10 protein-coding genes are annotated in these 12,649 nt (G+C 50.6%); all 10 read left to right on the forward strand.

The features are described from left to right. The first annotated feature begins 29 nt into the window (after nucleotides 1-29). The 10 genes from ABNK31_RS15325 (at nucleotide 30) to ABNK31_RS15370 (ending at nucleotide 12,645) form a co-directional block, all read left to right on the forward strand. Nucleotides 30-1,139: a glycoside hydrolase family 26 protein gene (locus tag ABNK31_RS15325; protein ID WP_418893321.1), complete on the forward strand. Its 1,110-nt coding sequence runs from the start codon at nucleotides 30-32 to the stop codon at nucleotides 1,137-1,139. Nucleotides 1,140-1,147: 8 nt separating this feature from the next. Continuing rightward, nucleotides 1,148-2,449, forward strand: a complete 1,302-nt coding sequence (locus tag ABNK31_RS15330; RefSeq protein ID WP_418893322.1) for a family 43 glycosylhydrolase — start codon at nucleotides 1,148-1,150, stop codon at nucleotides 2,447-2,449. 18 nt (nucleotides 2,450-2,467) lie between these two features. Beyond that, a complete protein-coding gene (locus ABNK31_RS15335; protein WP_418893323.1) occupies nucleotides 2,468-4,171 on the forward strand; it encodes a glycosyl hydrolase in 1,704 nt (567 codons plus the stop codon). An 82-nt stretch (nucleotides 4,172-4,253) separates the two neighbouring features. Next, a complete protein-coding gene (locus tag ABNK31_RS15340) occupies nucleotides 4,254-5,432 on the forward strand; it encodes a glycosidase (RefSeq protein WP_418893324.1) in 1,179 nt (392 codons plus the stop codon). Nucleotides 5,433-5,474: 42 nt separating this feature from the next. After that, nucleotides 5,475-6,875, forward strand: a complete 1,401-nt coding sequence (locus tag ABNK31_RS15345) for an MFS transporter (protein ID WP_418893325.1) — start codon at nucleotides 5,475-5,477, stop codon at nucleotides 6,873-6,875. Next, nucleotides 6,862-8,052 carry an AGE family epimerase/isomerase gene (locus ABNK31_RS15350; protein ID WP_418893326.1) on the forward strand — a complete coding sequence of 397 codons (1,191 nt, stop codon included), beginning with the start codon at nucleotides 6,862-6,864 and terminating at the stop codon, nucleotides 8,050-8,052. The genes ABNK31_RS15345 and ABNK31_RS15350 overlap by 14 nt, the downstream gene beginning before the upstream one ends. A 52-nt stretch (nucleotides 8,053-8,104) precedes the next feature. Further along, nucleotides 8,105-9,286: a sialidase family protein gene (locus ABNK31_RS15355; RefSeq protein WP_418893327.1), complete on the forward strand. Its 1,182-nt coding sequence runs from the start codon at nucleotides 8,105-8,107 to the stop codon at nucleotides 9,284-9,286. A 374-nt stretch (nucleotides 9,287-9,660) separates the two neighbouring features. After that, nucleotides 9,661-10,791 carry a DegT/DnrJ/EryC1/StrS family aminotransferase gene (locus ABNK31_RS15360; RefSeq protein ID WP_418893328.1) on the forward strand — a complete coding sequence of 377 codons (1,131 nt, stop codon included), beginning with the start codon at nucleotides 9,661-9,663 and terminating at the stop codon, nucleotides 10,789-10,791. Next, entirely contained in the window at nucleotides 10,788-11,432 is a 645-nt protein-coding gene (locus ABNK31_RS15365; protein WP_418893329.1) for a NeuD/PglB/VioB family sugar acetyltransferase, read from the forward strand. Before ABNK31_RS15360 ends, ABNK31_RS15365 begins: the two co-directional genes overlap by 4 nt. 28 nt (nucleotides 11,433-11,460) lie before the next feature. Further along, complete coding sequence (locus ABNK31_RS15370; protein ID WP_418893330.1) at nucleotides 11,461-12,645, forward strand: TDP-N-acetylfucosamine:lipid II N-acetylfucosaminyltransferase; 1,185 nt, start codon at nucleotides 11,461-11,463, stop codon at nucleotides 12,643-12,645. Nucleotides 12,646-12,649: the final 4 nt, after the last annotated feature.

The raw sequence follows: 12,649 nt of genomic DNA on the forward strand, positions 1-12,649 counted from the left end.
TTCGGACGAAAGAAAAGATAAAACAGAAAATGAGAATAATAGGAATGTTGTTGTTAGGGGCGTTTTTCACCTATTCCTGTACATCGCCCGTACAAAAAACGGTCGATAAAAAAGCGACTTGGGAAACCCTATCGCTATATACTAATTTGGTGAAAATACAGGGGAAAAGCATTCTATTCGGACATCAAGACGACACTTCTTACGGCATTGGATGGACGGGCGAAAGCGGACAGTCGGACGTAAAAAAAGTTACGGGCGATTATCCGGCAGTATATGGCTGGGATTTGGGACATATCGAAACAGGCTGTCCCCAGAATATCGACAACGTGCCTTTTGAGCAAATGCGTAGCCACATCATCGAAGCCTATGAAAGAGGGGGCGTCAATACGTTAAGCTGGCATGTGCAGAATCCGTTTACGGGAGGCTCGTCATGGGATGTTTCCTCGAAAGAAGTCGTAAAATCCATTCTCCCCGATGGAGAGAAGCATGCCCTATTCCTCGAATGGCTGGATCATGTGGCGGCATTTATCGCCTCTCTGAAGACTGGTAATGGCACGGCTGTTCCCGTGCTGTTCCGCCCCTATCACGAACATACGGGAAATTGGTTCTGGTGGGGCCGAGAGTTATGCGAAAAAGACGACTATCTCGCTTTATGGCATTTTACGGTAACCTATCTACGGGATAAAAAAGACCTCCACAATATTTTATATGTGTACTCTCCTGATTTTGTAACGGGCGAACAGGAATATTTCGACCGTTATCCGGGCGATGAGTTTGTCGATATCCTGGGGCTCGATTTATATCATCGCGGCGCAGAAGATTCTGCCGGTAAATTCATCTCGGATGTAAATAAGATCATGGAGTTTCTCTCCCGATATGCAGCGGCACACAAGAAAGCCTTCGTTTTCAGCGAAACCGGATTGGAACAAATTCCCATGAACAAATGGTTTACCGAGGTATTATATAAAGCCGTCGCCCCGTATAAACCGGCTTATGTATTGTTGTGGCGTAACGCTTACGACCGCCCGGAGCATTTCTTCGTCCCTTATCCGGCACATCCGGCGACGGACGACTTTATAAAATTCAAAAACCTGCCGGATATTTTATTTGGAAACGACTTACCCAACCTCTATAAATAATAAAAGCGATGCAAAGACTTCTTTACATTCTGTTACTCCTTTTTGCCGCACTGGCCGTTTCGGCTCAAAATCCCATCGTGCCCGGCTATTTCGCCGACCCGAGTATCCGTTATATGGACGGGAAATATTACCTGTCGATTACAAGCGACGGCTACGAAGACCATAACGGCGAACCCTTCCTCTGGGTATCCGAAGACTTGGTCAACTGGGATATCCATTATCTGGATATCAATGACCGCTTTTTCTGGGCGCCGAGTATGCTCAAAGGCGACAACGGCAAATATTATATGGTACATCAGCAAGGCGTGGATTATCTGGCTTATATGATGGAAGCCGATTCGCCCTTCGGCCCGTGGAAAGAGACCTTTCAAATCAAGGACTTCGATGTGGAACTGTTCCGCGACCCGGTGAGCAACCAAATTTTGGGCGTCGGCTCCTGGAAAAACCTGCTGACGTTCGATAACGATGTGAACTCGCCTACGTATATGCGTAAAGTAATCAGTAGCCAGCCCTTGGAAGGCGACTTTACCGATTTCACCGAAGGCCCGTACCTCTTTTTTAAAGATAAAAAATATTATTTGGTATGGGCGGGCGGCCATTGCTGGCTCGACACCTACAATGTCCGTTACGCCATGGCCGATGCTCCGCGTAAAACGTACCACGAACCGACTCCCGACCCGATACTCGACACCACACCGGAAAAGAAAATATTCGGCCCCGGACATTCTTCCGTTATCGAAGTGAACGGAAGATGGTTCCTGTTCTATCACCGTCAAGACCAACAACGCTATCCTACTTGCAACTACCGCTTTTCTTCGGCAGCCGAGCTGTTCTTTAATCCGCAGGGCGAAATCGTGAAAGTCGAACCCATCGACGACTTTTCATCGTTGGGATTGAGCAAATCCCCCTACCGCAACCTTGCGCTGAACAAAACGGTGACGACCAATTCCCTCGAATCGGACTATCCCCCGGCAGGAGCGGTGGACGGACGAAACGACTCGCGTTGGCAGGCTCAATTGGGAGAAGACAAATGGATTAACATCGACTTGGGAAAAGAAGAAGCGATATCGAAAGTGCAAGTCGATTTCGAATACTTCGACAAATATTATTTGTATAAAATAGAATATTCGAACGATAACGACGAATGGTCGGTCTATGCCGATTATTCGAAGCGAGCTCGAAAAGCATACGAAACTCGCGTCTCGGAAAAAGAAGTCTCGGCGCGATATATCCGTATCAACGTCATAAGAGCCGAGGCGAAATCGGCCCCAATTTCTATTTGGGAAATAAAAGTATTATCACAATCATAAACTCATACCTGTATCATTATGAAAAAAATAAGTTATTGGCTATCGGCATTGCTAATGCTGTTCGTTTGGTCTTCTTGCGAGAAAGACAATCCCGGGGAAACTCCCGATGTGAAATTTCCGAAGTTTTTATATGCCACTCCTGCCGACCAAAGTGTGGATGTGCTGCTCGACACGGAAATATCAGCCGTGTACAATACCGATATCGCCTTGAATGAAACGATTCCGGTAACGGTCAACGACCAACAAGCAACCGTGACCGTGCAGGCTCGGAAATTGATTTTCACCATTGCATTGGAAAAGAATAAGACGTATCAAATATCTATTCCGAAAGGCGCGGTGAAAAACGCCAAAGGCGAAGCCGCGGAGGCCGTATCGTTTTCCTTCTCTACGGTAGCCGACTCGAAGCGTTACGAAGCCGAAGAGGCGGCGTTAACCAACGGCGCGGTGGTAGAAAGTGCTCTAAGCGGTTACTCAGGAACCGGATATGTGAATCAAAAAGACGGCGATATTTCGTTCAAAGTGACGCTTCCCGAAGAGGGAAAATATACGCTCTCTTTCCGTTATTCCAACGGGAACAGTAAGAAAGAGAACGATTTGGTGGTGAACGGAACGCCATTATCGACGGTTGTTTTCGATGCCACGAATGAATGGCGAACGATCTCCGTGAATAAGGTTTCGCTGAAAACCGGGGAAAACACGATTCTCATCAAAAAGAATTGGGGATGGATCAACCTCGATTATATCGAAATTGCTCCGGCCGGCGAAGATATTCCTTTTCATATCGCGGCGAATTTGGTGACCCCGTCGGCCTCCAAAGAAGCCGTAAACGTATATGAATTTCTGAAGGAGAACTTCGGACAAAAAGTGATTTCCGGCGCGATGGCGAATTACAGCACGGGCATTGAAGAGGCACAATGGATGTTTGACAACACGGGCAAATGGCCGGCATTAGCGGGGTTCGACCTCATCAATTACACGACCTCTTGGGGTGTAAGCCCTTATACGCAGATGACCGCCAACGTGAAAAACTGGTGGAACGAAAACGGCCTTGTTTCCATTATGTGGCATTGGCGCGACCCGCTGAAACAGTCCGATGAATTTTATACGGAAAAAACAACCTTCGACGTGTCGAAAATCAGCGATACGAACTCGGAGGAATATCAAGCGATGATAACCGATATCGATGCGATAGCAGGGTATCTAAAACAATTTAAAGAGGCCGGTATTCCCATTCTCTGGCGGCCGTTGCACGAAGCGGCGGGCGCATGGTTCTGGTGGGGCGCCAAGGGAGCCGGGCCGTGTAAAACGTTGTGGAAACTCATGTTCGACCGGCTGGTTCATCATCACGGACTGAACAATCTGATTTGGGTATGGACGAGCGATGCGTCCGACACGGCGTTGGACTGGTATCCGGGAGATGAGTATGTCGATATTATCGGCATGGATATTTATCCGGGAGAAAATCAACACGGTTCACAGTATATCGCTTTCGATAAGGTAAAAAGCTTGTACGAAGGACGAAAAATAGTCACGCTTAGCGAATGCGGATCGATCCCTTCCATCGAATCGATGTTTGAATACGGCGACACATGGTCGTGGTTCATGCCGTGGAACGGCGATTACACCCGATCGGACAGTCATAACGGCGCGACCTATTTCTCGAGCCTGCTCACTAACGAAAAAGTGATTACAAGAGATAAAATGCCGAGCTTGAAAGAATAACGGCTCGGGGATTCCCAAGAATTTCACCCCTCATAATTAGTTGAAGGAAACAAAAAGTTAATTACGAATAAACAGGAAAAAAATGAGCGATTCTATAAAAAGACGTTTAGAAAGTATTACGGCGGAATATGAAAAACTGCTTTCTATAAAGAACGAACCGGAATTATACGGCAACGGAATCTTTGAGCGATATAAAAACCCCGTCCTTACGGCCGCCCATGTGCCCGTTTTTTGGAAATACGATTTCGATGAAACCTCGAATCCTTTTTTCATGGAACGCATCGGCATCAATGCGACCATGAATGCAGGGGCCATCAAATGGCAGGGAAAATATTTGTTAGTCGTGCGGGTGGAAGGCGCCGACCGGAAGTCGTTTTTCGCGATGGCCGAAAGCCCCAACGGAATCGATAATTTCCGGTTTTGGGATTATCCAATCAGCATTCCCGAAAACGGCGATCCGGCAACCAACCTGTATGATATGCGCCTCACGCAGCATGAGGACGGCTGGATCTACGGCCTGTTCTGCGTGGAACGTTTCGACGAAACCGCCGAACAGGGGGATTTGTCGAAGGCGAAGGCTACCGCCGGCATCGTGCGCACAAAAGACTTTAAAACGTGGGAGCGTCTGCCGGATGTGGAATCGACCAGCCAGCAACGCAATGTGGTTCTTCATCCGGAATTCGTAAACGGCAAATACGCCCTATATACGCGTCCGCAAGACGGATTTATCAATGCCGGAAGCGGATTGGGCATCGGCTGGGCGTTGGTGGACGATATCACCCGCGCCGTCATCACCGAGGAAACCATCGTCGACCGACGGTTTTATCATACCATCAAAGAACTGAAAAACGGCGAGGGTCCTGCACCGATTAAAACCCCGAAAGGATGGGTTCATTTGGCCCATGGTGTGAGAGCATGTGCCGCGGGACTCAGATATGTATTATATTTGTATATGACTTCGCTGGAAGACCCTTCGAAGTTGATCGCCTCGCCCGGTGGTTATTTCATGGCGCCCGAGGGGGAAGAACGGATCGGGGACGTGTCGAATGTATTGTTCAGTAACGGTTGGATTGCAGACAATGACGGCACCGTCTTCATCTATTATGCCTCGTCCGACACCCGCATGCATGTGGCGACATCGTCGGTGGAACGCCTGGTCGATTATTGCTTGCATACGCCGGAAGACGGTTTAAGCAGTCACGCTTCGGTGGAGACATTAAGCCGGCAAATCAGGAAAAATCTAGCAATGGATAATGGATAATGGACAATGAGGGCTGAAGACCGGAGACTGGAGACAAATAATATGATAAAATTGAAAGAGAAGATAGGATATGGTTTCGGCGACGCGGCATCGTCGATGTTCTGGAAACTGTTCGGGATGTACTTGCTGTTTTTCTATACGGATGTGTTCGGGATGGAAGCGGCAGCCGTGGGTACGATGTTTCTCATCACCCGCGTGTGGGACTCGTTTTTCGACCCGGTGGTGGGCGTGGTAGCCGACCGCACACAAACGCGCTGGGGAAAATTCCGTCCCTATCTGCTGTTTTTAGCGATTCCTTTCGCGGTAATCGGTATCTTCACTTTTTTCACTCCCGCGTTCTCTTCTTCCGGTAAGGCCGTTTACGCCTACGTCACCTACTCGTTGATGATGATTGTTTATTCCGGCATCAATGTGCCTTACGCCTCGTTGTTGGGGGTAATGAGCCCGGATCCGAAAGACCGGAACGTGCTCTCGACCTTCCGCATGACTTTCGCTTATATCGGAAGCTTTGTCACGCTGTTGATGTTTATGCCGATGGTCAACTATTTCAGCGGAAACAGTAAAGCGATAGAAGACCAACAACACGGATGGTTTATGGCCGTTGTCGTCATCGGGATTGCCTGCGCTCTTTTGTTCCTCCTTTGTTTCGCCCTGACCAACGAACGGGTGAAGCCGATTAAGGAAAAGCAGGCGCCGTTGATCGACGACTTAAAAGACCTGATCAAAAACCGGCCGTGGTGGATCCTGCTGGGTGCGGGTGTCTCGGCGCTCATCTTTAATTCTATCCGCGACGGTGCAACGATTTATTATTTTAAATATTTTGTCGATGAGGATGCTTTCGGCACCATTCGATTGCTAAATATACCCTTCGTGCTGAGCGGACTCTATTTGGCCTTGGGACAAGCGGCAAACATACTGGGTGTGATTCTCGCCGCGCCGATCAGTAACCGAATCGGTAAACGCTACACCTATATGAGCGCCATGGCGCTCGCCACCGTCTTGAGCATCCTCTTTTACAGCCTCGACAGCAACGATATCACCCTCATCTTTACGCTTCAGGTGTTGATAAGCATCTGTGCGGGAAGTATCTTTCCGTTGCTTTGGTCGATGTATGCCGACTGCGCCGATTATTCCGAAGTTAAGACCGGCAACCGGGCAACCGGATTGATATTCAGTTCGTCTTCCATGAGCCAGAAATTGGGATGGGCCATCGGAACGGCTATGACGGGATGGTTGCTGGCTTACTTCGGCTTCGAAGCCAATCAGGTGCAAAACGCCTCGGTCATCAGCGGCATCAAAATGTTCATGAGCATATTCCCGGCCGTAGGGACGCTTCTTTCGGTAGTCTTTATCTATTTTTATCCGCTGACGGAAAATAAATTGAAAGAGATTACGGCGGAGTTGGAAATAAGAAGAAACAAATCAACCGATGAACGGATTTAAAAAGGAACTGACGGAAAATATCCTGCCCTTCTGGTCGGAGAAAATGATCGACAACGAGCACGGCGGCTTTTACGGCCGCATCGACGGACACGACGTGCTGCATCGTCAGGCAAACAAAGGCGCCATCCTCAACGCGCGTATATTATGGACCTTTTCGGCCGCCTACCGCTTGTTGAAAAACGAGAAATACCGCCGCACGGCGCAACGCGCCTTTGACTATATCGTCCGGCATTTCATCGACAAGGAATACGGCGGCGCTTACTGGGAACTGGATTACCAGGGGAACCCCGTAAACACCAAAAAACAAACGTACGTGCAGGGGTTTATGCTCTATGGTTTTTCGGAATTTTACCGCGCTACGGGCGATTCGCAAGCCTTGCAACGCGCCGTCGATTGTTTTCATTGGATAGAAGATTATCGCGACCGGCAGCACGGGGGCTATTTCGAGGCGTTTACCCGCGACTGGCAACCGATAGACGATATGCGCCTGAGCGATAAAGATGCCAACGAGAAGAAGAGCATGAACACGCACTTGCATATCCTGGAACCCTACACCAACCTGCTGCGTGTGTGGAAAAACGACGAACTGGCAACGGCGCAGCGCCGGCTCATCGACTTGTTTACGCAAAAGATTCTCGACCGGCGCACTCATCACTTGAGTTTGTTTTTCGATGAAGCATGGCAGGTAAAATCGTCGGTCATATCGTATGGTCACGATATCGAATGTTCTTGGCTTCTTTACGAAGCCGCCGAAGTATTAAGCGACACCACGCTTATGGAACCGATACGGCAACGGTCGCTGGAAATAGCCGAGGCGGCGACGGAAGGCTTACAGTCCGACGGAAGCTTACTGTACGAAAAAGACGGGAATCATGAAGACCGTGAGCGGCACTGGTGGGTGCAGGCCGAGGCGGTCGTCGGATTCATGACCGCTTACGCTAATTCCGGCGAAAGCCGCTATAAGGACGCAGCCGCCGGTGCCTGGCGATATATCCGCACGCAGCTCATCGACCCGCAGCACGGAGAATGGTATTGGAGCCGCCTTGCCGACGGGAGCATCAACTGCAAGGATGATAAAGCCGGGTTCTGGAAATGTCCTTACCATAACGGCCGCTTATGCATGGAAATGATTGAGCGGTTTCAATCAAGACAGGCGACCGATGACCGGAGACATTAGACATTAGACATCATACTTCTTACTTCATACTTCATACTTCATACATCGAAACATGAACCTATTTAGAATCCCCCTTTTCATTGTTTGTGGCCTGCTCACCCTGACGGCGAGCAACGCCCAAATCTCCGCCGGCACACCTCCCGGAATCGTTGTGAATCATATCGGTAAGGAAACCGGACGATACATCGGCTCGCCGTCGTTGTGCGTACTGCCCGACGGCGCCTATATCGCTTCGCACGATGAGTTCGGCCCGCGCTCGTCGGAATACCGGTCGGCTCAGACGCTCGTGTTTGAGTCGAAAGACAAAGGCGCTACATGGACAAAGATTGCGCAAATTGACGGACAGTTCTGGTCGAATTTGTTCTTTCACCACGGCGCACTCTATCTGATGGGAACGAATAAGCATCACGGCAACCTCATTATCCGACAATCGCGCGATGGCGGCCGCAGTTGGACGACACCCTATCTGAAATCGAACGGGCTTATCCTCGAAGGCGAATACCATACGGCGCCCATGCCGATGGTCATCCATAACGGCCGAATCTGGCGCGCCGTAGAGTATGCCACCGCCTCTACTTCCGATTGGGGAAAGCGGTACAGCGCCATGATGGTGTCGGCGCCCGTCGATACCGATTTGCTTCAGGCCGACAGTTGGCGGAAAACGAATTTCCTGCCGTTCGACTCGACTTATTTAAACGGAAATTTCCGGGCATGGCTGGAAGGCAATGCCGTTGTCGATCCTCACGGAAATATGGTGGATATTTTGCGCGTCGATATCCCGGCAGGCACCTCGGAACAAGCCGCCATCGTACAGATATCGAAAGACGGCACGACCGCTTCGTTCGATCCCGAAACGGGATTCGTCCCATTCCCCGGAGGAAGCAAAAAGTTCACCATCCGCTATGATGCGAAATCGAAAAAATATTGGACGCTGACGAACGTTCTTTCGCCCGAAAACAAAGACCGCCATCCCGCCGGCGTGCGCAATCGTCTGGCGTTATGCCACTCGAAAGACTTGCGGAAATGGACGGTCGGGCCCATCATCCTCGAACATCCCGATGTGGAAAAGCACGGCTTCCAATATATCGATTGGCTCTTCGAAGGCGACGATATCATTTTCCTTTCGCGCACGGCTTACGAGGATGCGGAAGGGGGCGCCAACAACAATCACGATGCCAACTTCCTTACTTTTCACCGTATCCCTGATTTCCGGAAGACAGCCGGGAAAAAGTGAAGCGATATCCGGGCAAGCCAGGCATGTCGTACCGTGCGGAAGAACATTCTGTTCACAAGATGTTGCATAAAGTCATGCATCGCTTTACTTGTGTCAGAGAAAGGGCTTTCGGAGGATGCGACGGCACTTCTTGTAAGCAGGACTTTATAAAAAGGCACGCGACGATTTACTTATGTTAGAAAAAGGGCTTTTGCAATGAGCGAAAAGACTTTTTTCGAAGAAAACGCGGTATAAACGCCTTTTCCCTCACGCCCGGCACGGAACACACCGCATCACACAACCGATACCGGACTATTATTCCATTCTTTCTTCCTTTTTTGGAAAAAGAAAAACTAATTTTAGTACCTTTGAACCGTTACTAATTTTTCGTTCCAATGCAACGTCAACAAGACACTAAAAAAATAACGGTCACGTCACCGTTGTTGCCTCCGCTGGAAGAATTCATCCCCTATCTCGAGGATATATGGCGGCGGAAATGGATTACCAATAACGGGCATTATCATCAAGAGCTCGAAAAGGCGCTATGCGAATATCTGCACGTGCCTTATATCAGCCTCTTCACCAATGGCACGCTCCCCCTCATCGCCTCACTGCAAGCCCTGCGTATTACCGGCGAAGTCATCACCACCCCCTACAGTTTCGTCGCCACGACGCACTCGCTTTGGTGGAACGACATCCGCCCGGTATTCGTAGATATCGACCCGCAGACGGGAAACATCGACCCGGAGCGCATCGAGGCAGCCATCACCCCCAAAACGACGGCCATCATGCCCGTACATGTCTACGGCACCCCCTGCGATACGGAAAGGATTCAACGCATCGCCGATATTTACGGGCTGAAAGTCATTTATGATGCCGCCCATGCTTTCGCCGTCACCGTCAACGGCCAATCGATACTAAAGGCCGGCGACTTGAGCACGCTCAGCTTCCATGCCACCAAAACATACAACACCATCGAGGGTGGCGCTTTGATTTGCCACGACCCTAAAACAAAGCAGCGCATCGATTATCTGAAAAACTTCGGATTTGCGGGCGAAACAACCGTCGTGGCGCCGGGAATCAACGGCAAAATGGATGAGGTACGCGCCGCCTACGGGTTACTCGAACTGAAATATGTGGGCGGGGCCATCGAAAAACGGCAACTCCTCGACACGCTCTATCGCGAGCAGTTAGCGGACGTCACCGGCATCTCGTTCTTCGACCGCCAGCCAGGCGTGCAGCCCAATTATTCCTACTTCCCGGTCTTCGTCGATGCGGCGGCCTACGGCATGTCGCGCGACACGCTCTACACCAGATTGCAGGAACGAAACATTTACGGACGGCGGTATTTTTACCCGCTGATCAGCGAGTTCCCGACATACAAAGGGCTCCCATCGGCGGCAAAGGACAATTTACCCAATGCCCACCGCTTGGCCGACAGCGTTATCTGCCTGCCCATCTATCATGACCTCGACCCGCAGGATGTGAAAAGGACTTGCGATGTGATTAAAGAAAATGCAAGATGATTATTATCGGCGCCAAAGGATTTGCGAAAGAGTTGCTCGAGATAGCCGCCCAAAACGGCGAGCTGGAGAATCTGGCTTTTTACGATGATATCAGTCCCGATATGCCGGCGATTTTGTACGGCCGCTTCCCCGTCTTACGCAACGAAGCGTCGGTGAGGAAGTATTTCGCCGAAACCGACCCGCGTTTTACGATCGGCATCGGGAATCCGTTACTCAGAAAAAAGATGTATGACCTCTTTACGGGATGGGGCGGACAGTGTACGGCCACGATTAGCCGCCAGGCCGAAATAGGTAGTTTCAGCGCCGCGGTGGGCGAAGGATGCAATATCCTCTCGGGCGCTAAAATCTCAAACGGGGCATCCATCGGGAAAGCCTGCATTGTGTATTACAACAGTATTATCACCCACGATGTCACGGCAGGCGATTTTGTGGAAATATCGCCCGGGGCTGTGCTCCTGGGCCATTGCCACATCGGGGACTACACGCACGTCGGCGGCGGAGCCATCGTCCTACCCAACCTCACCGTGGGCAAGCATGTAAAGATTGCTGCCGGAGCCGTGGTTACCAAAGATGTCCCCGACCACGTGACGGTAGCCGGAGTACCCGCCGTCATCAAAAACAATCCCGTTACAAACGGGTAGCATTCGTTTCATTCAACATCCGCACGTCATGAACTATCATTTAATGATCGACGAGAAATTTATCGACGACTTTATAGCCGACGCCGAACGCGCTGCGCCCGGAAACAATACCTACCTCGTGTCGTTATATACGCCCGAACCGCGCTATACCCGTTCGCCGCTGATCACCTACGTCAAATCGGTGGAGCGGTATTGGTTCGACCATATTGCCGCATCGCTGTCCGATAACGACCGGGTGTTCATCCATTGGCTCGACCGCCGCGTGTACCGCATCCTTCTTGCGCTTCCTCCGCACATCACGACGGGCATCTTCTGTTGGATGGGCGATTTGGTCGCCACCCCGCTGTATCTGTTTGACAAAGATATTCTGGAGCCGCAAAGTTATGCGTTCTTCCGGAAGTATAAGAAAGGAAAGTTTCAGCCTTTCGCCCATCACGGCAAACTGAAGAATGCGCTCATGCGCCTGCGCCATATCTATCGGCGGCTGCATGCCCCGGCCGAATGGCGGACAAAAAAGAAGGTGATGCACCGCCTCGATCTGTTTTTCCATTGGAGCGAAATCGATTACCGGTGGGTCGAAGAACGTTACCCGGGGTTCGGGGCCGCGTTTGTCTATTTCTTTTACGGCGTAGGGACACAGTCCATCGCTTCCGGCACCGTCCGCACCGCCCCCTCCGGCGGGGAAAAGCCGCTAACGATATGGCTGGGCAATTCCGCCACCATCGAAAACAACCATTTCGAAGCATTGGACGCGCTGTCCGGATTGCAAAACGAAAACATCGAAATCATTTGCCCGCTGAGCTATGGCGAGCCGGTCGATTCGAAATACACCACCGATGTCATCCGTAAAGGACACGCGTTGTTCGGCAACCGTTTCCGCCCGTTGCTGGAGTTTCTCGACCGCGACAACTATTACGCCCTTTTCGAGCGGGTCGACTTCGTCGTCATGAATCACATCCGCAGTCAGGCGGCGGGAAATATATTCGCGTTCCTGGCGGCCGGGAAGCCTCTCTTCATGAACGAGAAGAGCAGCTTGTACCGGCTGCTGATCGAAAAACGAATACCGAACGTCGACACGATCCGCCATTTACAGAGCCTTTCTTTTAAAGAGATGATTCAAGAGATGACTGCGAAGCCGGACAATCACGAAGCCCTGCAAAATCTTTTGGATGAACGCCAGAAAGAAGCGAATCTGAAAAAACATCTCGGATAACGGT

The sequence above is a fragment of the Limibacterium fermenti genome, assembly GCF_041902845.1.
Lineage (GTDB): Bacteria > Bacteroidota > Bacteroidia > Bacteroidales > Dysgonomonadaceae > Limibacterium > Limibacterium fermenti.

Bases quoted from the DNA above. Each gene is read 5' to 3' on its own strand.
- ABNK31_RS15335 (WP_418893323.1), top strand. From the start codon at position 2,468: ATGAAAAAAATAAGTTATTGGCTATCGGCATTGCTAATGCTGTTCGTT.
- ABNK31_RS15345 (WP_418893325.1), top strand. From the start codon at position 5,475: ATGATAAAATTGAAAGAGAAGATAGGATATGGTTTCGGCGACGCGGCA.
- ABNK31_RS15370 (WP_418893330.1), top strand. From the start codon at position 11,461: ATGAACTATCATTTAATGATCGACGAGAAATTTATCGACGACTTTATA.
- ABNK31_RS15360 (WP_418893328.1), top strand. From the start codon at position 9,661: ATGCAACGTCAACAAGACACTAAAAAAATAACGGTCACGTCACCGTTG.
- ABNK31_RS15350 (WP_418893326.1), top strand. From the start codon at position 6,862: ATGAACGGATTTAAAAAGGAACTGACGGAAAATATCCTGCCCTTCTGG.
- ABNK31_RS15365 (WP_418893329.1), top strand. From the start codon at position 10,788: ATGATTATTATCGGCGCCAAAGGATTTGCGAAAGAGTTGCTCGAGATA.
- ABNK31_RS15330 (WP_418893322.1), top strand. From the start codon at position 1,148: ATGCAAAGACTTCTTTACATTCTGTTACTCCTTTTTGCCGCACTGGCC.
- ABNK31_RS15325 (WP_418893321.1), top strand. From the start codon at position 30: ATGAGAATAATAGGAATGTTGTTGTTAGGGGCGTTTTTCACCTATTCC.
- ABNK31_RS15355 (WP_418893327.1), top strand. From the start codon at position 8,105: ATGAACCTATTTAGAATCCCCCTTTTCATTGTTTGTGGCCTGCTCACC.
- ABNK31_RS15340 (WP_418893324.1), top strand. From the start codon at position 4,254: ATGAGCGATTCTATAAAAAGACGTTTAGAAAGTATTACGGCGGAATAT.